Origin of the sequence: Mycolicibacterium austroafricanum, from assembly GCF_000612725.1 — a bacterium.
Classification (GTDB): Bacteria; Actinomycetota; Actinomycetes; order Mycobacteriales; family Mycobacteriaceae; genus Mycobacterium; species Mycobacterium austroafricanum.
The window spans coordinates 244,737-266,510 of the sequence record NZ_HG964454.1 but is presented as its reverse complement, the minus strand read 5'-3'; the positions used below and the strand labels follow the sequence as shown (position 1 = coordinate 266,510).

General features: G+C 70.6%; 5 protein-coding genes. All 5 read right to left on the bottom strand.

The genetic code is table 11. The features are described from left to right. Position 1 precedes the first annotated feature (1 nt). From BN976_RS18245 to BN976_RS18225, 5 genes are read right to left on the bottom strand one after another with little or no spacing between them, the layout of a single operon-like run. Positions 2-4,414, bottom strand: a complete 4,413-nt coding sequence (locus tag BN976_RS18245) for a type I polyketide synthase (RefSeq protein WP_036372753.1) — start codon at positions 4,412-4,414, stop codon at positions 2-4. Next, positions 4,411-9,828, bottom strand: a complete 5,418-nt coding sequence (locus tag BN976_RS18240) for a type I polyketide synthase (protein WP_036372750.1) — start codon at positions 9,826-9,828, stop codon at positions 4,411-4,413. The genes BN976_RS18245 and BN976_RS18240 overlap by 4 nt, the downstream gene beginning before the upstream one ends. Then, complete coding sequence (locus BN976_RS18235; protein WP_036372747.1) at positions 9,828-15,266, bottom strand: SDR family NAD(P)-dependent oxidoreductase; 5,439 nt, start codon at positions 15,264-15,266, stop codon at positions 9,828-9,830. The genes BN976_RS18240 and BN976_RS18235 overlap by 1 nt, the downstream gene beginning before the upstream one ends. Positions 15,267-15,271: 5 nt before the next feature. Continuing rightward, positions 15,272-20,017, bottom strand: coding sequence for a type I polyketide synthase (locus BN976_RS18230; protein WP_036372744.1), 4,746 nt, complete (start codon positions 20,015-20,017; stop codon positions 15,272-15,274). Next, the gene (locus tag BN976_RS18225; RefSeq protein WP_036372742.1) at positions 20,014-21,744 is read right to left on the bottom strand and encodes an AMP-binding protein; all 1,731 of its coding nucleotides are present in this window, start codon (positions 21,742-21,744) and stop codon (positions 20,014-20,016) included. The genes BN976_RS18230 and BN976_RS18225 overlap by 4 nt, the downstream gene beginning before the upstream one ends. Positions 21,745-21,774: the final 30 nt, after the last annotated feature.

The window sequence follows — 21,774 nt, the reverse complement described above, 5'->3', positions numbered from 1 at the left end:
CTCACGACAGATCGACCAGAGCCAGCTCGTCGCCCGCCGCGTCGGTGTCCTCTTCGGCCAGCGCGTCCCGGGTGACATCCAGGAGCGCTTCCGAGTACTGCCGGGCAAAGGATTCCACATCGGTGGGCCCCAGACGGCGATTGTCGTACCACCAATCCAGATGCAGCACCCCCGCGGCCCGGTAGACCCGCAGCTCGACGGCATGCCCGAGGCCCGGCAGGGCGTCCCGGATCGGCATGGCCGTGTCGGCGTCGAACCGCACCGGAGCGTCGTCGGGCTGCTCGGCAGGCACCTCGGGGATGGTCCCGATGTGCGAGAACAGGATGTCGGCGGGGCGGCTCGCGCCGAGCACCCGCGCGGTCGGCGCGTACAGGTAACGCAGCAGCCCGTAGCCGATGCCGTAGTGCGGAACAGCCTTCAGCGTCTCGCGCACGTCACCGAGGGCCTGCGTCGCGCTGCCCTGCCGCGCCGCGGTCAGCAAGACCGGGTGGATCGTGGTGAACCAGCCGACCGTGCGCTGCAGGTCGACGTCCGGCTTGAGCACCGAGCGGCCGCGACCGCCCAGGTCGACGGACACTGCGCCCTCACCGACGGTCGCCGCCACGGCCCGGCCGAGCGCGGCCAGCAGGATCTCCTCGACGGGCAGGCGCAGCCTGCGCCGCGCATCGTCGATCTCGCCGGTCTCGGCGGCCGACAGCGCGGTGGACAGCCGGGTCACGTCGTCGACGCCCGGGCGTTCGGAGTGCTCCGGGCCTGCGATTCGCAGCGTCGACGCGCCCGCCGTCTGCAACCAGTAGTCACGGCTGTCCAGCACCGCCGGGTGGCTGGCCAGACCCGCGCACCGCTGCGACCACTCCCGCCAGGACGCCGGAACAGGCGCCAGGACGATCTCCTCGCCCGCCATCCGCTGACTGAACGCGGTGAAGACGTCGGTGAGCAACACATCGCGGGACACGTCGTCACCGGCGATCCCGTGCAGGCTCAGCGCCAGGTACGACGGGCCGCCGGTCACGCCACGGATGAACGTCGCGGCCAACGGGACCACCACCTGGTGTTCGCGGACCTGCTCGTCGAGGAACCCGAGCACCGCCTCCCGCTCCTGGGGGCTGCCCGCGGCCAGCCCCTCGGGCAGCTGACGGGCCACCAGCTCGGTGAACTCCCCCGGCTCGGCGATGTGCTGGTCCCAGGTGCCGGCCCGCTCGACCAGGTGCACGCGCAGCGCGTCGTGCACCTCGGTGACGGCGGTCAGCACCGCCCGGACGTCGTCCTCGCCGACGTCGGAACGCAGTCCGAGGATCACCGGGATGCGCCAGCGTCCGATGTCGCGCAGGCCGTGCTCGAGGAAGTACGCCACGTTCGGCGGCACCGGCGGGTTCACCGCGTCGTCGAGCGTCTGACGGGCCAGGCCGCCCTCGGCGTACCGGGCGGTCAGCAGCTTGGCCAACGCGGCCACGGTCTGGTTCTCGTAGAGATCCTGCGGGGTGAGATCCAGTCCCTCGTGGCCCGCGGTCATCGCGACGCTGATCGCGATCAGCGAGTCGCCGCCGATCTCGAAGAAGTTGGCGTTGCGGTCGATGTCGGACAGGCCGAGGCACTGCGACCAGATGCGGGCCAGCTTGGCCTCCACCGTCGAGGTACCGCCGGCAGCCACCGGCGCAACACCGGCGGAGCCCGCCGCCGCCGCCGTTCCGTTGGCACCCGCTCCCCCGGCCAGCCACGCCGCGTTGGCGTTGTGCTCGACCCAGTGCCGCTGTTTGGCGAACGGGTAACCGGGCAGCGTGATCAGGGTGCGGTCCTCCTCGGCACCCTGGTTGAAATCCACTTCCACATCGGCAGCCCACAGCTGCCCCAATGCGAGCAGGAACGTGTCGTGGTCGTTGCGGTTCTGCGCCTGGTGACGCATCAGGCGCACGGCGCGGTGCCGTTCCGTCCACTTCGGGTGCCTGCCCGCCGACGACGTCAGCGTGCCGCCGGGACCGACCTCGACCAGGACGCGGTCCGGCGCGGCCAGCAGCGCATCCAGTTCGTCGGCGAAGCGGACGGTGGCCCGGATCTGGCGGGCCCACGTCGACGGGTTCGTCGCCTCGGCCGCCGTCATCGTGGTGCCGGTGATGTTGGACAGCAACGGGATCTGCGGTTCGCGCAGTGTCACCCCGGACAGGAACGCGCCGAACTCGGCGACGACCGGGTCCATCAGCCGGGAGTGGAACGCGTGCGACGTGCGCACCCGGCGAGCCGCCACACCCTTTTCGGCCAGAGCCGCCTGGAAGGTGCGGATCGCTTCCTCACTGCCGGCGACCACGCAGCTGCCCGGGTCGTTGATCGTCGCGACGTCGACGTCGGGGGTGAGATGTTCGGCGACCGCCTCTGGGCTCAGCGGCACCGCGACCATCACGCCGCGCGGGGCGGCGTGCATCAGCTTGGCCCGCTTGGACACCACCTTGACCGCGGTGTCCAGATCGAACACGCCGGCGATGGTGGCAGCCGGGTACTCGCCGATGCTGTGCCCGGCCATGATCGCCGGCTCGACGCCGTAGGACTGGACCAGCTTGGCCAGCGCGTACTCGACGGTGAACAACGCCGGCTGGGCCCGGTCGGTGTGCTCCAGGTTGCGTCCGACCCCGTCGAAGATCTCGGCACGCAGGTCATAGCCCATGTCGTCGCTGAACGCGGTCGCGCACTCGTCGAAGTGCCGCTTGAACACCGGCTCGTTGTCGTACAGGCCGCGTGCCATGCCGACGTGCTGGGCGCCCTGACCGGGGAACAGGAACGCGACCCGCTCCGCGGAGTCCTGCAGGTCGGGGACGGCCCGGCCGATGAAGACGTTGTCCGTCTCGGCGGCCGACAGCACGGTGGCCGCGTTCTCCTGATCGTGCACGACGGCGGCCAGCCGGACCGGGTCCTTGCGCCGGTGGGTCAGCGTGTAGGCGGCATCGGGCAGGCTGATCTCGTCGACCTCGGACAGTTCGGCGGCCAGCGCGGCCCGCGACTGGGCGAGTGTCTCTTCGGTTCTCGCGGACAGCACCAGGACCTGCGGCCCGGACCGGGGTGCAGGCACGGGCGCGGTCGGCGCCTCCTCGAGGACGATGTGGGCGTTGGTGCCGCCGACACCGAACGAGCTGACCCCCGCCCGACGGATGCCGTCGGACTCCCACGGCCCGTCGGAGCTGCGGATGCGGAACGGTCCACGGTCGAGGTGCAGCTCGGGGTTCGGGCTGGTGTAGTGCAGCGTCGCCGGGATCGCCTTGTGCTCGAGGCACAGGATGGCCTTGATCAGACCGGCGATGCCTGCGGCGGTCTCCAGGTGGCCGATGTTGGACTTGACCGACCCGAGATAGCAGGGCGCACTGCGCGTCTCCTCGGACAGCTCGAACGCCTGGCGCAGGCCTTCGATCTCGATCGGGTCGCCCAGCGGGGTGCCGGTGCCGTGCGTCTCGACATAGGTGATCGACGATGCGTCGACGCCGGCGATGGCGTGCGCCTCGGCGATGACCTCGGCCTGCCCCAGCGCGTTCGGCGCGGCATAGGTCATCTTCGTCGAGCCGTCGTTGTTCAGCGCCGAGCCGCGGATCACCGCGTGGATGTGGTCGCGGTCGTCGATGGCGTCGGTAAGCGCCTTGAGCACCACCACGCCGACGCCGCTGGCGAAGATCGTGCCGTCGGAGCGCACGTCGAACGGGCGGCACTGACCGGTGGGCGACACCATCGCGCCCTGCTCGTACCAGTAGCCGACATGGTGCGGGATGCGCAGCGACGAGCCGCCCGCCAACGCGATGTCGCACTCGCCGTTGAGCAGGGACTGGCAGGCCAGATGCACGGCGACCAGCGACGACGAACACGCCGTGGCCACCGACAGCGCGGGGCCGCGGAAGTCGAACTGGTGGGCCGCGCGGGTGGCCAGGTGGTCCTTGTCGTTCTGCAGCGACAGGTTGACCATCTCGAAGCTGGCGCCCTGCCCGATCACCATCATCGGGTCGAAGTTCGACATCAGGTTGTGCAGCAGGTATCCGCTGGAGCTGCTGGTGCCGAACACGCCGACGGTGGCCTCCAGCCCCTTCGGGTCGTAGCCGGCGTCCTCCATGGCGTGGAACACCGTCTGCAGGAACAGCCGGTGCTGCGGATCGAGCATCCGGGCCGCGTAGGGCGTGAAACCGAAGAAGTCCGCGTCGAACTCGTCGATGCCCGGCATCAGGCCGGCACGACGCACGTACGAGCGGTTCGACAGGGTCCGCTCGGTGACTCCGTTGGCGAGCAGCTCGTCCTCGGGGAGGTCGACGATCGACTCCACTCCGTTGCGCAGGTTGCGCCAGAACTCCGACACCGAGCCCGCGCCGGGGAACCTCCCCGCCATGCCGATGACGGCTATCGCATTATCGGGCAGTTCGTCGGTGTTGTTCGAGGCACCGCTCGTCACGATCGTGGTCCCACTTTCCGCCGCGATGCGGCTCTTTGACGCGCTGCGGCACGCTGTTGTGCCCGTTCCCGCAGCGCGTTCGGACGCTCGGCGGACTCCTGCTCCTCCAGCCCGAGCTGGCGGATCAGATCGAGCGCGAGATCGGCCAGCGTAGCGCCCTGCAACAACAGTGCCACCGGAGGCTCCACGCCGAAATCCCCGCGGATGGTGTTCCGCATCCGGACCGCCATCAACGAGTCCAGGCCCAGCTCTGTCAGCGGCTGCGCGGTGTCCACCGCGTTGTCGTCGGAGTAGCCCATGATCGCCGAGATCCGGCGGCGCAGCCGTGCCACCACCACCCGGTTCACCTCGGCGGCGTCCATCGACTTGAGGGCTTCGACGCCGCCCCAGTCCTCGTCGACGTCGTCGGTCTCCAGCTCGCCCACCAGGTCGGCGAAGAAGCCGATCTGCTGGATCTCCGGGAACGCCGCCGCGGCGCGGTCCAGCCGCAGCCTGGCGATGCCCACCCGGGAGAACCCTGCCGCCATCACACCGCCGAGCGCCTCGACACCCTCGGCCGGGGTGATCGGGTCGAGCACCGAGAAGCGCAGCGTGCTGGCCAGACCGACATCGGCCCATTGGCCCCAGTTGACCGCGAGCGCGGGCAGTCCCGCCGCGGTGCGCCAGGCCACCAGCCCGTCCAGCCACGCGTTGGCGCAGGCGTACGCGGCCTGACCCGGCGAACCCAGCAGCGACACGATCGACGAGAAGCCGACCCACCAGTCGAGGTCCGAGCCGGCGGTGACCTCGTGCAGCCGCAGCGCACCCGCGGCCTTCGGCGCCCAGATCTTGTCCAGGCTTTCCCTGGTCATGCCGACGAAGATCTCGTCTTCGAGCACGGCGGCCGAGTGAATCAGGCCGCGCAACGGCTTTCCGGTCTCCTCCGCGGCCGCGACCAGCCGTTCGGCGACACCCGGCTCGGCCACGTCGCCGGTGACGACGGCGATCTCGGCGCGGTTCGACAGCGTGTCGAGCTCGGCCGCCACCTCGTCGGACGGGCCGCTGCGGCCGTTGAGCACCAGCCGGCCCGCACCGTGGTCGACCAGCCAGCGGACCACGGCCATGCCGACACCACCGAGGGCGCCGGTGACGACGTAGGCGCCGTCCCTGCGCACCACGAGCTGACCCGGCGTGGCCGGCAGGGTCGCGCGGGACAGCCGCTCGACGTAGCGGGTGCCGCCGCGCCAGGCGATCACGTCTTCTGTCACGGCGGACGCCGGTGCTGCCTCGATCTCCGTGGCCAGCGCGGCACCGTCGCCGCCGGTGTCGAGCAGCGTGGTCTTCAGATCCGGATGCTCGTAGGCCAGCACCCGGGCCAGGCCCTTGAGGCTGTTGGCGCCCGGATTGCCTTGTCCGTCTTCGGGACTGACGACCAGACCACCCTGGGTGACCAGCCACAGCCGCGGCGCCTTGCCGTGCCAGCTGCCGACGATGGCGCGCACGGTGCCCGCCACGCCCCAGATCACGTCCCGGGCGTGCTCCAGCCCGCCGGCGACGTCGGTGCCGTCCAGCGTCGCCGGGTTGCCTCCGAAGTCGCAGAACACGACCACACCGACGGGCGGCAGGTCGGGGTCGGCCGTCGCGGTGGCGAACGCCTCCCGCACCGCCGACTCGTCGCCGAGGTCGGCGGTGATCACCCTGCGGGTGTCTGCGCCGAACCGGGATGCGAAGTCCTGCGCGGCGGCCTGACCGGCGGCCCCGTCGGCCAGCGCCAGCCAGCTGCCGGTGGCAGTGGTGCCCGCAGCCGCCGCAGACTCCACCCAGCGCGAGTCGAAGATCTTCTGCGACAACGGAAGTGGCACGGTCCGGCGCTGGATGCGCTTGAGGTGCACGTCGTCGACCTGGGCCAGCACGGTGCCGGTGTCATCGGTGAGCGTGACCCTGCCCATCGCGTCGCCGCTGTCCTCGACGACGCTGACCAGCTCGGCGCGGCACTTGGCCCGCCTGCCGATGTCACCGAAAACCCGGATCGACCCGAAGCCGACGGGCAGATAGGTGACATCGGTGGAATCCGACAGGGTCTCATCGCTCATCGCGGCGGCCAGGCCCTGCAGCGCGGCGTCGAGCATCACCGGATGCAGTGCGATGCCGCGGTGCGGGGTCGCCTCGTCGGGCAGCACGATCTCGGTGTCGGCCCGGCCGCCGGCCCGCACGATGCGGGTCAGCGCGGCGAACGCGTGGGCGTGGTGCGCGCCGGTGCGGCGCAGCGCGGTGTAGAAGTCCGACGGTGACACCGGCGTCCCGTCGGAGGCAGGTACGACCTTCGCCGGGGCCGGACCCGCAGCGGCCTTCACCGTGCCGACCGCGTGCCGGGTCCAGCTGCCCGCATCCGAGCGGGAGTGGATCTCGACCCGCAGGTTCTCCTCGTCGTCGCGCGTCAGCTGAGTGGTCAGCTTCGTGTGTTCGTCGAGCGGCAGCATCTGCTCGACCTCCAGCTGCACCTCGACACCGGTGGCCGGCAGGCCGAGCGCCTCGCGCCCGGCCGCAAGCGCGATCTCGGCGAAGCCGGCGCCCGGCATCACCGGCAGACCGTGCACGATGTGGTCGGCCAGCCACGGATGGGCCTGCAGGCCCACGTCCGACTGCCACACGTGACCGGTGCCCGACGGAAGCTCCACGTGCAGTCCCAGCAGCGGGTGCGCCCCCGAGAAACCCTGGCCTGCGGAACGGTCCACCATCCAGTAGGGCGAGTGCTGCCACGCCGTCGGCGGAATGTCGGCCAGCCGACCCGGTGTCCCCTCGGGCGCCTGCACCGCGGGCGGGCGCACCGCGGCCAGTTGCGCGTGGAACGCCAGCGGCTCGGGGTTGTCCCGGTTCACCGTCGCGCCGACGTGGTACCTGCGGCTGGTGGACTGCGCCGCCAGCGTGTCCGAGATCGCGTGCGTCAGCAGCGGGTGCGGGCTGATCTCGATGAAGTTGCTGTTCTCGGCGCTGGCATCGTGCACCGCCTGGGAGAACCGCACCGGGTTGCGAAGGTTGGCCGCCCAGTAGTCCGCCGAGTACATCGGCGCGTCGCCGGCGTAGCCGACCGTGGACACCAGCGGGATCTTCGGCGCCGCCGGTGTCAGGTAGGCCAGCGCCTCCCGCAGCTCGGGCAGCACCGGGTCGATCGTCGGATGGTGCGAGGCCACGTCCACCTCGATGCGACGGGCCAGCTTGCCCTGGGCGTCGACCGCGGCGACCAGTTCGTCGACCTGCTCGGGCGGGCCGGCGATCACCGTCTGCTTCGGCGAGGCGTACACCGCGATAGTCACGTCGGAGCGGTCGGCGATCAGCTTCTCGGTGGCCTGGGCGTCAAGTTCGAGCAGCGCCATCGCGCCCTGCCCGGACAGCCGCTTCATCAGCCGGGTGCGGGTGGCGATGACGTCGAAGCCCTCGGCCGGGGTCAGCACCCCGGCCACCACCGCGGCGGTGGCCTCGCCCATCGAGTGCCCGATCACCGCGTCCGGTTCCACGCCGTAGGAACGCCACAGCTCGGTCAACGCCAACTGCATGCCGACCAGCACGGGCTGGATGCGGTCGATGCCGACGACCGGTTCACCGGCCTCCAGGGTCTGCCGCAGCGAGAACCCGACCTTCTCGACGAATGCCGGTTCCAGCTCGTCGACCGCGGCGGCGAACGCGGGCTCCTCGGTCAGCAGCGTCTTGCCCATGCCGGCCCACTGCGCGCCCTGCCCGGAGTACAGGAACACCACGCCCTTTCCCGCGCCTACGCCGCCCTTGGCGTCGTGCGGGGCGATCACGCCCGGCGCGGGCCTGCCGTCGGCCAACGCCCGCAGCCCGGTGACCGCCTCGGCGTGGGTGCGGGCGCACACGGTCGCGATGGTCTGGTAGCGGCTGCGGTGGTGGTTGACGGTGTAGGCGACGTCGACCAGCGGCACGTCCGCGCCGTCGCCGTCCAGCCAGTCGGCCAACGACCTGGCCGACGCGGCTAGCCGCTCGGACGTCTTGCCCGACACGACAAGCGTGACCACCCCGGTGTCGGCGGCGCCCGCCGGGGCGGGCTCGGGGCCCTGTTCCAGCACGATGTGGGCGTTGGTGCCGCCCATGCCGAACGACGACACCGCGGCGCGCCGCGGATGCTCGCTCTTGGGCCAGTCCTGCGCCTCCGTCGGCACGAACAGCCGTGTCGGCTTCGGATCGATCTGCGGGTTCCACTTCTCGAAGTTCAGGTTGGGCGCGATCTTGCCGTGCTGCAGGCTCAGCACGGTCTTGATGAACCCGGCCACTCCCGCGGCGGCCTCGAGATGGCCCATGTTGGTCTTGACCGCGCCGAGCGCGCACGGCACCTCACCCTTGCCGTACACGGCGGCCAGCGCGTCGAATTCGATGGGGTCGCCCAGACCCGTTCCGGTGCCGTGCGTTTCGATGTAGTCGACGGTGCCCGCGGCGACGTCGGCCGAGCGCAGCGCCCGGGTGATGACGTCGCGCTGCGACGGGGCGTTGGGGGCGGTCAGCCCGTTGGAGCGGCCGTCCTGATTGACCGCCGAACCACGCACGACGCCCAGGACACGGTCTCCGTCGCGCACCGCATCGGTGAGCCGCTTGAGCACCACTACTCCCGCGCCCTCGCCACGCACGAAGCCGTCGGCGCGGGAATCGAACGCGAAGCACTTGCCGTGCGGCGACAGCATGCCCCACTTGGCCAGGGCCAGCTGGGTCTCGGGGCGCAGGTTGAGGCTCACGCCGCCGGCGAGCGCGAGATCGCTCTCGCGCATCCGCAGGCTGTGGCAGGCCAGGTGGATCGAGACCAGCGACGACGAGCACGCGGTGTCGACGGCCACGGCCGGTCCCTTGAGTCCGAGCAGATAGGCGATCCGACCGACGGTCACGCTGTGCGCGTTACCGGTCGCCGAGTAGGCGTCGATGGTGTCGGGGTTGCCTGCCGACGAATTCTGGTACTCGGTGTAGTAGACGCCCATCATCACCGCGGTGCGGGTCTCACTCAGGGTGTCGGGCGCCAGCCCGGCGTTTTCCAGCGCCTCCCACGCGACTTCGAGGAGCACCCGCTGCTGCGGGTCCATCGCGGCGGCCTCGCGGGGAGTGATGCCGAAGAAGTCGGCGTCGAAGCCCGAGACGTCGTCGAGGTAGGCGCCCCATTTGGTGGGCATCCGGCCCGGCGCCATCGGGTCCGGGTCGTAGAACGCGTCGCCGTCCCATCGGTCGGCGGGCACCTCGGTGATCGCGTCGGTGCCGTTCTCCAGCAGCTCCCAGTAGCTGTCCGGGCCGGTGACTCCCCCGGGGAGACGGCAGCCGATGCCGACCACCGCGATCGGTTCCGCCCCGGCGACGCGGGAGGCCTTCTCGAACTGCTCGGCCAGCTTGCCGCGTTGCTCGGCCGACATGGCCGAGATCCGGTCGAAGGTCGTCTTCATCAGATTGATCCCTCACTGCCGGCGTTCGCCGACTCGACGGAAGAGAACAGCTCGTCAAGCACACTGAACGAGTCGGAATCGTCCTCGGCGTTCTCGTTTGATTCAGGCTCGGGCTCGTCGACCGCGTTCTGCTGCGGCGCGAGCAGGTCGGCGACGAACTCCGACATCTGGGAGATCGACGGATGGTTCCACAGCATCGTGGCCGACAGATCGGTCCGGACCAACGCCTTGGCGTCCCGCAGCAGGTTCATCGCCATCATCGAGTCCAGTCCGAGCTCGGGGAACGGCATGTCGAAATCGACGGCGTTGTCCGGCATTCCGAGTTCACGGCCCAGGATGGTGCGCAGCCGGGTCCGGAGCTCGGCCACCGTCTGCTGCCGCGTCATGGTCGACCAGTCGACGAACTCGGTTGCACCGGAGGCGCTTTCGTCGGCGACCGGCGCCGGCGCCGATTCCACCGGGGCGTAGTTGAGCCCGCGGATGTCCACCCACACGGAGTCGTCGGCACCCTTGACGAGGACGTCGACCACCAGTGCGTCGCCCTCGACGTCGCGCCGATAGGCCTCGATGACACCGCTGGTGCCCACCGTCGCGGCGACCGCGAGGCTCTCGACGCCGGCCGGCAGCAGCAGCTGCGCGTTGTCGGCATCGGCCAGCCGCGCCACGTGCACCGCGGCATCGACCAGCGCGGCGGCCGGGGATTCGGTGGCCTCGGGCACCTCGACATCGGCGCGGGCACCCGCGGCCGTGGCCGCGCAGTCGGACACCGCCCATTCGAACGGCTGCCCCTCCACACCGAGGGCGCGCTGCATCTCGGCGATCGAGGCACCGTCGAACGTCTTCCCGACTGCGCCCTGATCGCCCGCCGGCGTACCGCCGGGGGCCGTGGTCAGCTCGGCGCTGGCGTGCCGGGTCCAGCGCTGCTCGGGGCTGTCCGGCCCCGAGCTGGACCACACGGTCAACGCTTTTCCGTCGGCCACCACGTGCACGACCTTGGGCTGGTCGGCCACGATCGGGTACTCGAACCGCACGTCGCCCACCGCGACGGTCGGACCGTCATTGGGGCCTGCCTCGTCGAGTTGTGCCGCTGCGGCCGAAAGTGTCTGCAGCAGAACCGAAACCGGAACCACCTCGACGCCGCGGACCCGGTGTGCGACCGGGTAGGACCGCTCGCCGGGCAGCACCCGGGCGCGCCACAGGTGATCGTGGGAGGTGCCGCTGACCGGCTCGCCGAGCACGGTCCCCCACGCCGGGGCAGGCACCGCGCCGAGGTCGGCGTCCTCGCCGGGCCCGGACACCAGGTGGTCGAGCACCTTCACCGCGGCCCGCATGCGGTAGGCATCGGCCAGCCGGGGCCAGTCGGCGCCTGCCACCACGGCCTGCACCGGCGCGTCCGGGCCGAGCACCGCGGGCAGCATCTTGATCGCGACGTCGTTGGGCATCGGCTCAAGCCCCGCCGCCTTCATCTGCGGCTGGGCATCCGACCAGGACTTCCACAGACCCCAGTCGAGGACCGTCGCGGGCAGACCCAGGGCCCGGCGGGCGTAGGCGAACGCATCGGCGAACGCGTTGGCCGCCGTGTAGTGGGCCACGGCCCGCGAACCCAGCAGCCCGGTGATCGACGAGAACAGCACGAAGCGGCGCACCGGTGTGCGCAGCGACAGTTTGTGCAGGACCGTGGCGGTGTCGATCTTCGACCGGAACATCGGTGCCAGGTCGTCGTCGGTCATGTCGGCCAGCAGCGCCTCACCGCCTGCCAGCGACGCCAGGTAAACGCCTTCCAGCGCAGGCAGATCCGCGCCGAAGCGGTCGAACACCGCCGCCATCGACGCTTCGTCGGCCGCGTCGGCGGCGACCTCGACCAGCGTGGTGCCGCCTGCCGCCAACTCCTCGGCCAGCTCCGACAACTGCGACCCGCCGCGCCGCGACACTGCGACGACCGTGGCGGCGCCCATGTCGGCGAGCTGGCGGATCAGGTGCGGGCCGACGTTGCCGGTCGCACCGATGACGAGGTGGCTGGTGCCGCTTTCCAGCCGGGTCAGCGGGACCGCGGGCAGCGGGCGCGGCTCCAGGCGCGGCACCCGGCGCTCGGCGCCGCGGTACACGGCCTGGTCGTCGCGGTCGGCCCCGGTCGCAGGCAGAGCCGACGCCTCGGCACGCAGGTACTGCGCGAGCAGTTCCGGCGGAAGCGTCTCGTCGACGTCGATGATGCCGCCCCAGAACTCCGGATGCTCCAGTGCCAGCGTGCGGCCCTGCCCCCACAGCACGGCGTGCGCGGGGTTGGCCCGGTCGCCGTCGGCGACGGGCTGCGCGTTACGGGTCACCACGAACAGTTTCGGGCTGTCCGCGGCGCCGGCCAGCGCCACGACGAGTCGGCGCAACTGGCCGAACACCGCATAGCTCGGTTCGGCGTGGAATCGCTGTCCCGACACCGGCGGCGCGTAGACGACGTGCTCGACACCGGGCAGCGCCGCGCTCAGCGCGTCAGCGTCGTCGAGCACCGACAGCGGCAGCGCCCGCGAACCCGGCCCGAGCAGCTCGGCCAGGTCGGTGCCTGCCTTGTCGGTGAAGACCAGCCAGGAGACCTCGGTGCTGCCCGCGGGCAGCTCGCGCACCGGCCAGCTCAGCTGGTGGAACCACTCATGTTTCTCGCCCTCGGCGAGGGAAACAGGAATTCCCTTGTCCTGCACCACGTCTGCCGACGATGTGTGAATCCAGTGGTGCGTGTGATGCCACGGCGTGGTCGGGATCTGCACCCGCGTGCTGCGCGCCGGGGTCTTGGGCGGGCGCACCGTGTGGGTGGCGTTGAGGTTGGTGTGGAACGTCACCGTGTCGTTGGCGTCGCGCTGCAACGTCGCGATGCTGTGGTGATGCGTGCCTGCCAGCGTGTCCTTGATGGCGTATCCGAGCAGTGGGTGCGGGCTCACCTCGACGAACACCGCCTTGTCCGCACCGGCGGTGGCGACCGCACGGGCGAACCGCACCGGGTTGCGCAGGTTGGCGACCCAGTGGTCGGCGTCGAACACGCATGTGCCGTCGGTCGGACGCTGGTCGGTGGTGACGATGATCGGGATGCTCGGCTGCCGCGGCTTCAGGTCTGCCAGCTCGGCGCGCAGATCTTCGAGGATCGGATCGATGATCGGGTGATGCGACGCGACGTCGACGTCGACGCGGCGGGCCAGCTTGTCGAGCTTGTCGACCTCGGCGATCGCGGCGTCCACCTGCTCGGGCGGGCCCGCGATCACCGTCTGGTGCGGTGACGCGTACACCGCGACCGTCAGGCCGGAGTAGTTCGCGATCAGCTGCTCTGCGGCCTCGGCGTCGAGCTCGAGCAGCGCCATCGCGCCCTGCCCGGACAGCCGTTTCATCAGCCGTGACCGGGTGGCGATCACCTTCAGCCCGTCGGCCGGGCTGAGCGCGCCGGCCACCACCGCGGCCGTCACCTCGCCCATCGAATGGCCGATCACGGCGTCCGGATTGACGCCGTAGGACTGCCACAGCTTGGTCAGCGCGAGCTGCACGCCGACCAGCACCGGCTGGATCCGGTCGATGCCGACGACGGTCTCCCCGGAGGTCAGCACGTCGCGCAGCGAGAACCCGGCCGCGGCGACGAAGTCGGGCTCGAGCTCGTCGACGGCGGCGGCGAACGCCGGCTCGTCGGTCAGCAGCCGTCGGCCCATGCCTGCCCACTGCGAACCCTGCCCGGAGTACAGGAACACGGTGCCCGACCCGCAGGCGCCGTCGTGGGCGGGGACCACGCCCGGGGCCGGGTAGCCCTGGGCGACGGCACGCAGCCCGGCCACCGCCTGCTCACGATCCGCCGCGGTGACGGTGGCGAACTTGGTGTGCTGGGCGCGGTGGTGGTTCAGGGTCTCGGCCACGTCGGCCAGGCTCACCGAAGCCGCCTCCGGGGTCTGCAGCCAGTCCGCGAGCCGGCCGGCCAGCGAGGCGATCCGGGGGGCGGTCTTGCCGGTCACGACCAGCGTGCTCACCGGCGGTTCCGGTTGCGGCGCAACCGCTTCGGCTTGTGGAGCCTGCTCGATCACGATGTGGGCGTTGGTGCCGCTGACACCGAACCCCGACACCGCGGCACGCCGGGGGCGGGTCAGTGGGGGCCACTGGAGGGGCTCCGACGCGATCCGGAACTTCTGCGCCCCCTCGCACGCCTGCGGGGTCAGCTTCTTGAAGTACAGCTGCTTCGGGATGGAGCCGTGGTGCACGGTGAGCACGGTCTTGATGAAGCCGGTGACACCGGCCGCCGACTCCAGATGTCCGAGGTTGGTCTTCACCGAACCCAGCACCAGCGGGGCCGAATCCTTGCGGTCGCCGTACACGGCCGCGAGCGCGTCGAGCTCGATCGGGTCACCCAGCGAGGTTCCGGTGCCGTGCGCCTCGATGTAGTCGATGTCGGACGGTTCCAGCCGCGCGGTCTCCAACGCCTTGCGCATCAGCTCCTGCTGGGCCGGCCCGTTGGGCACGGTCTGACCGCTGCTCGCACCGTCCTGGTTGACGGCCGAGCCACGGACGACGGCCAGCACCCGGTCGCCGTCGCGCAGCGCGTCGGTGAGGCGCTTGAGCACGACCACGCCCGCGCCCTCGCTGCGGACATATCCGTCGGCGTCGGCGTCGAACGTCTTGCACTTGCCGTCGGGAGCCAGCATTCCCCATCGCGAGCAGGCGATGTTGTTGTCCGGGGACAGGATCAGGTTCACCCCGGCGGCCAGCGCGTGGTCGCTCTCGCCGCGGCGCAGGCTCTGGCAGGCCAGGTGGATGGACACCAGCGACGAGGAGCACGCGGTGTCGCTGACCACGGCCGGTCCCCGCACTCCGAGGAAGTAGGACAGCCGGCCGGCCGCGAAGTTGGGCGCGTTGCCGAACGGGATGTAGGGGTCGATGTCCTCGGGCCGCAGCTTGCCGACGACCGAGTGGTAGTAGTCGTTGGTCGTCAGCCCGATGAACACACCGGTCGACGTGCCGCGCAGCGTGCGCGGGTTGATGCCGGCGTCCTCGAGCGCCTCCCAGGCGACCTCAAGCAGAAGACGCTGCTGCGGGTCCATCGCCGCGGCCTCGCGCGGTGCGATGGAGAAGAACTCGGCGTCGAACTCGTCGGGCTGCCACGAGGTCAGGAAGCCGCCCTCGCGGTTGCAGATGGTGCCGGGCACGCTGTAGTCGGAGGAGTAGTACTGGTCGGCGTCCCACCGGTCGGCGGGCACCCGAATGACGCCACTTTCGCCGTCACACAACAATTTCCAGAAGTCGTCGGCGTTGTCGACGCCACCGGGCAGGCGGCAACCGATGCCGACCACGGCGATCGGCTCGGTCTCGGCCTTCTCGGCCACCGCGAGCCGAGCGGTCAGATCGTCGATCTTGCGCAGGGCCTCGGTGATGATCGCGCGGCGATCGGGTGTGGCAGGCGACGCAGAGGACGCTTGGGTCATCTCACTCAACTCAATCTTTCCGAAAGTCTCGCCAGCAACTCGTCCTCGGCGAGGTCGTCGTAGGCGTCCTCAATGACGCTGGGGCCACCATCGACGTCGTTGTCGGTACCGGCGGTCTCGATTATCTCAGGAAGAACCGACGCCAGATAATCGGTGAGCGCTTCCACGGTCGGGTAGTCGAACACCACCGACGCCGGCAGGGCCTCCCCCAGGCTTTCGCTCAGCGAACGCTGCAACGTTACGCTCATCAGCGAATCCATTCCGAACTGGAAGAACCCCACCGTCGGGTCGAGCGTGTGCGTCGAAGCCAGCCCCATTGCGGCGGCGATCTGCGACAACACGTGATCGGTGAGCAACTCCACACGCCGCTGGGGCTCGCACTCCTTCAGCTCCTGGCGAAACTTCGTGTCACCGGTCGGGGTAAGGCCGGTGGCCGCTGTGCCCTCTGTGGCCAGCAGGTCGTCGAGGATGTGCAGTTGCGCGCGGGTGTGGTAGGCCGCGGCCAGCCGGGGCCAGTCCGCCGCCACCACGGTGGCCCTGGCGGGCGCCTGCGGTCCGATGAACGAGCGCAGCGCGGTGATGGCGACCGCGTCGTCCATCGGCTCCAGACCCGACTCCTGGGTGGCCTGACGTTCGAACCCGGTCTGCGCGTCGGCCAGCGACTTCCACAGGCCCCAGTTGATCGCGCAGGCCGGCAGCCCTGCCGCCCGGCGGGCGAACGCGAAGGTGTCCAGGAACGTCGTCGTCGCCGCATAATGCGCCAGCCAGCGCGAACCCAGCACGCCGGAGATCGACGAGAACAGCACGAACTGCTCGACGGGATGGCCCGCCGACAGCTGGTGCAGCAGCGCCGCGGCATCCATCTTGGACCGGAACATCGCCACCACGTCGTCGTGGGTCATCTCGTCCAGCGTGACCGGACCGCCGCTCATCGCCGCCAGATAGACGCCCTTCAGCGGGGGCAGGTCCGCCCCGAAGCGGTCGAACACCGCTCGCAGCGATGACGCGTCGGACGCATCCGCTGCGGCGGTCACGACCGTCGTCCCGGAGGCCGCGAGCCGCGCGGTCAGTTCGTCCAGCCGTGAGCCCGGGTTACGGGACACCGCCACCACGGTCTTGGCGCCCATCGCGGCGAGCTGCTCGACGAGTCGGGGGCCGATGTTGCCCGTCGCGCCGATGACCAGGTGCGCGCCGTCGGCGTCGAGTGTCCCCGAACCCGTCGGCGCGGGCGGCAGCGCGTGCACGAGGCGGGCCACCCGGCGGATGCCGGCCCGGTACACCAGCTGGTCTTCACCGTCGCCGGCATGCGCCTCCGCGAGCACCCAGCGCGCGGCGACGACCGCGGGCACCGACTCGTCGGTGTCGATCAGGGCGCCCCAGATGTCGGGATGCTCCAGCGCCAGTGTGCGGCCCAGGCCCCACAGCACCGCCTGCCCGGGGTTGGCCCGGTCCCCCTCGCTGACCGGCTGGGCATTGCGGGTCAGCAGGAACAGCTTCGGGGGCTGCGATACGCGGCTCGCGGTGGTCGCAATCGCACGGCCCGCCTCGAAGAGCTCGTAACCCAGCTCGTCACCGGAGGTCGGCGCGTAGAGGACGTGCGTGGCCGAGGACAGATCCGCTCCGTCACCGGTGGCCACCGGGCGGCCCAGCAGCTTACCCATCTCGGCGGCCAGCGCGTCGTCGCCGACCACCAGCCAGCTGGCGCCCGGGTCGACTGGACCATCTTGCGCCACAAGGGGTTTGGCGGGCCACGTCAGCTCGCAGAACCACTCCGGCGGGACCGCGCTGTCGGCGGGCAACGCACCGGCACGCACGCCGCCACCGCGGCGCAGCGGGCGGACGTCCACCCAGTGTCTGCTGCGGTGCCACGGGGTGGTGGGCAGCACGATGTGGGGTTCGCCGTGATGGGCGGTCTGCGGGGGCCGCGACGTGTGGGTGGCGTTCAGGTTTGCGTGGAACGTCACCGTGTCGTCGGTGTCGCGCGCCAGGGTGCCGAGCATGTGATGGTCCGGCCCGTCACCGAGCGTGTTGCCGATCGCCTGACCCAGCGTCGAGTGCGGGCTGATCTCGATGAACGTGCCGTTGTCGGCTGCCGCCGCGACGATGGCCTGGCTGAATTTGACCGGTTGGCGCACGTTGGCCACCCAGTAGTCGGCGTCCAGCACCGGTGCGCTGTCGGCCCCGGTGACCGTCGACAGGAACGGCAGCGTCGGGATGTTGGGTTCGATTCCGGCCAGCGCCGCGCGGATGTCGGGCAGCACCGGGTCCATCAGCGCGGTGTGGGAGGCGACGACCATGTTGACCCGGCGGGCGAACGTGTTCTGTGCGGTGACCGCGGCGATGACGGCGTCGACCTGCTCGGGCAGGCCGGCCACCACCGTCTGGCGCGGCGACAGATATCCGGCGATCTCGACGCTCGGATGGTCGGCGATCAGCGAGCGGGCCGCGTCGGCGTCGAGGTTGAGCAGCGCGACGGCGCCCTGCCCGGCCAGCCGGGACATGATCGACGACCGCGCGGCAATGACCTTCAGCCCGTCGGCCAGACTCAACGCCCCGGCCACCACTGCGGCGGTCACCTCACCCATCGAATGACCGATCACCGCATCCGGATGCACATCGTAGGACCGCCACAGCTCGGTCAACGCCAGCTGCAGACCCATCAGCACCGGCTGAACCTGCGCATCACCACTGACGGTCTCGCCACCGGCGATGACGTCACGCAACGAGAAACCGACCTGCTCGACGAACACCGGCTCGATCTCGGCCAACGCGTTCGCGAACGCCGGCTCGTCAACCAACAGCTGCCGGGCCATCCCCGGCCACTGCGACCCCTGACCCGAATACACGAACACCGTGCCAGGCTGCGGGTTGCCTGCGGCAACCCCGACCACGCCCGGCGCGGACTGCCCGGCGGCCAGCGCCTGCAGCCCCGCGATGGCCTGATCACGGTCGCGGGCCACCACGGTCGCGAATTTGGCGTGCTGGGCGCGGTGGTGGTTGAGCGAGTGCGCCACCTCCACCAGTGAGGCGTCGGATCCGGCGCCGGCCATCCACTCCGCCAGTGCGGCGGCCTGCGACGCGATGCGCTCGGGCGACTTGCCCGACACCACCAGCGTGGTGACCGCTTCGGGTTCCTCGACCGGCGACGGGGCGAACACCGGAGCCTGTTCGATCACGACGTGGGCGTTGGTGCCGCCGAACCCGAACGACGAGATGCCCGCACGCCGGGGCCGCCCGGCGGGGGCCCAATCGGTGTGCTCGGCGACGACCTTCAACCGCAGCTTCTCGAACGGAATGTGCGGGTTCGGGCTCTGGTAGCCGAGGTTGGCCGGAATCATGTTGTGCTGCAACGCCAATACCGCTTTGGCGAACCCTGCGATGCCTGCCGCGGCTTCGAGGTGGCCCAGGTTGGACTTGACCGCACCGAGCAGCAGCGGCGCATCGGCCGCGCGGCCCTTACCGAGCACGGTGCCCAGCGCCCGCGCCTCGATCGGATCGCCCAGCAGCGTGCCGGTGCCGTGCGCCTCGACGTAGTCGACCTCACGGGGGTCCACCCCGGCCGCCGCGTAGGCGGCGCGCAGCACCGCCATCTGCGCCGACGGATTCGGGGCCATCAGGCCGTTGGAGCGGCCGTCCTGGTTCACCGCGGACCCGCGGATCACCGCGAGCACCCGGTCACCGTCGCGCTGCGCGTCGGACAGCCGCTTGAGCACCGCCACCCCGCAACCCTCGCCGCGCACGAAGCCGTCGGCGCCGGCGTCGAAAGCGTGACACTGTCCCGTCGGCGACATCGCCTTGGCCCGGTCGAAACTCCTCGTCGGGGCCGGTGACAACAGCAGGTTCACCCCGGCCGCCAACGCCAGTTCCGAGTCGCCCGAGCGCAGGCTCTGGCACGCCAGATGGATGGCCACCAGTGACGACGAGCAGGCGGTGTCCACGGTCACCGACGGGCCGCGCAGGTCGAAGTAGTACGACACCCGGTTGGCGATGATGCTCAGTGCTCCACCTGTGCTGTACCAGGCGTCGATGCCGCTCAGGTCCGTGGCGCCCAGCTGTGCGTAGTCGGCGGCGCTCGCGCCGGCGAACACGCCGGTCTGCGTCTCGGCCAGCGAGTCGGCGGCGATGCCCGCGTTCTCCAGGGCCTCGTGGGTGACCTCGAGCAGCAGCCGCTGCTGCGGATCCATCCGGGTGGCCTCGCGCGGGATGATCTCGAAGTACTCGGCGTCGAAGGCGTCCAGGTCGCGCAGGAACGAACCCCACCTGGTGGTGTCTGCCAGCGCGGCGGCGCCCTCGGGTGTGCCGTCCTCGCACCACTCCCAGCGGTCTTCGGGGACCTCCCGCACCGACGAGCGGCCCTCGGTGAGGAACTCCCAGAAGGCTTCGGGCCCTTCGATGTTGGAGTCCAGGTCGGCGCCACCGGGCAGACGCAGACCGAGCCCGATCACCGCGATCGGCTCGTTCGTGGCGGCCGGCCGGACGCCGGGGCCGGGGTCGACGGGTTCGACTTCGCCACCGGTCAGGAACTTGGCCAGCGCGTCCACCGTCGGGTACTGCCAGAAGTCCACGGGCGACACGGCGCGGCCGAGGTACTCCGACAGCACGCCGGTGAGCACGACCGCGTCGCGGGATCCCACGCCGAGGTCGTGCATGGAGGCGCCGCGTTCGATGTGCTCCGGACTGCAACCGTTGTTCGTGACCAGGTAGTCGACCAACCACCGACGAACAGCTGCCTCGTCAAAAGCAGAGGTCATGTAGTGGCGTCCAGACGGCTGAACTTGTCGTTGCGGTAGAGCTCGACGCAGGATGCGCGGCGCACCTTGCCGCTGGTGGTCAGCGGCAGCGAGCCGGGGGCGACCAGCGCGAAGTCGGAGAGTCGCACGCTGTGCGTCTGCGAGATGGCCGCGGTCACCTGTTGCTTGACGGACTCCAGCAGGGCTGGATCGGCCTGCTTCTTCAGCTCGGCGATCACGATCAGCTTCTCGCTGGCCTCGTCGGGCACCGAGATCGCCGCGACCCGGCCGCCGGTGAACTCGGCGACGGTGGCCTCGATGTCGTCCGGATAGTGGTTGCGCCCGTCGACGATCAGCAGGTCCTTGATGCGCCCGATGATGTAGAGCTCGTCGTCGAACATCACGCCGAGGTCGCCGGTGCGCAGCCACGGACCCTTGGGGGTGCCCGCGCTCGGCTCGCCCAACTGCGCGGCGAACAGCTCGCTCAGCTTCGGGTTGTGCCAGTAGCCGGCGGCCACGTGGTCGCCGTGCAGCCACACCTCGCCGATCTTGCCTGCGGGGTTCTCGACCAGGCTGTCGGGATCGACCACGCGCACCGTCGTCGACCGCGGCACACCGCAGCCGATCAGCTCGGCGCCGCCGTCATCGTCACAGCGTTCCGCGTGGCCCGCGGCCAGCTTCTCGTAATCGAACCGCACCGCGGTCGGCGGACGCCCACCCGCCGACGCCACCACGTAGACCGTCGCCTCCGCCAGACCGTAGGACGGGCGCATCGCCGAGTCGGCCAGGCCGAACGCCGCGAACCGCTCGTTGAACCGCCGCACGGTGGCGCCGTGCACCCGCTCGGCGCCGTTGATCATCACCTTGACGGTGCTGAGGTCCTTACCGGCGAGATCCTCGTCGGTGGTGCGTTTGACGGCGAGCTCGAACGCGAAGTTCGGCGCCGCGGTGAATGCACTCGGGTGTGATCCCAGCTGCTGCATCCAGCGGGCCGGCTTCTGCATGAACGCGACCGGGCTCATCTGCACCGCGGGGCGGCCCAGCATCATCGGGATGAAGACGCCGACGATCAGGCCCATGTCGTGGTAGAAGGGCAACCACGTCACGACGGTGGTGTCCTCGGGCGCACCGCCGGGGCACGCCTCGTAATAGTCGGTGAGCAGCTGCTCGAGGTTCACGATGACGTTCTTGTGGGTGACCACCACGCCTGCCGGCTGCCGGGTCGAACCCGACGTGTACTGCAGGTACGCGGTCTTGGGCAACGGCACCTGCGGCGCCGGCTTGGGAGGCGAGTCGAAATCGAGCGTGTCGACCTCGAGGAATTTCGGCGGCCGCGCCTTGGGGTCGGCCTGCCCGTACTTGCGGACCTCGTCGACGACCGCCGAGGTGGTCAGCACCACGACGGGGGTCGAATCCTTCATCGCGCCGGTCACCCGCTCGTCGTGGTGACGTGTCTGCGGCATCGAGAGCGGCACGGCGATGAAGCCCGCCTGGATCGCGCCCAGGAAACCGATGACGTACTCCAGGCTCTGCGGGGCCAGGATCACGGCCCGGTCCCCTGGTGAGCCGATCTTCGAGAGCTTCTCGGCAACGATCTGGACGCGCTCGTGCACCTCCGACCAGGTCAGGCTCTCCGAGATTCCGGCCGGGTCGGCTTCGTAGTCGACGAAGGTGTACGCGATGTCGTCGGGCTGCTGCTGCGCGCGGTCGGCGAGGACCGCAGGGATCGTGGCTTCAGACGGCGCCATCGGTGCATCCTTTCAATCAGCTCCCGACAT

Excerpts from the sequence above, each read along its gene's own strand:
- BN976_RS18230 (WP_036372744.1), bottom strand. The coding sequence starts at position 20,017 with ATGACCTCTGCTTTTGACGAGGCAGCTGTTCGTCGGTGGTTGGTCGAC.
- BN976_RS18240 (WP_036372750.1), bottom strand. The coding sequence starts at position 9,828 with ATGAAGACGACCTTCGACCGGATCTCGGCCATGTCGGCCGAGCAACGC.
- BN976_RS18225 (WP_036372742.1), bottom strand. The coding sequence starts at position 21,744 with ATGGCGCCGTCTGAAGCCACGATCCCTGCGGTCCTCGCCGACCGCGCG.
- BN976_RS18235 (WP_036372747.1), bottom strand. The coding sequence starts at position 15,266 with ATGACCCAAGCGTCCTCTGCGTCGCCTGCCACACCCGATCGCCGCGCG.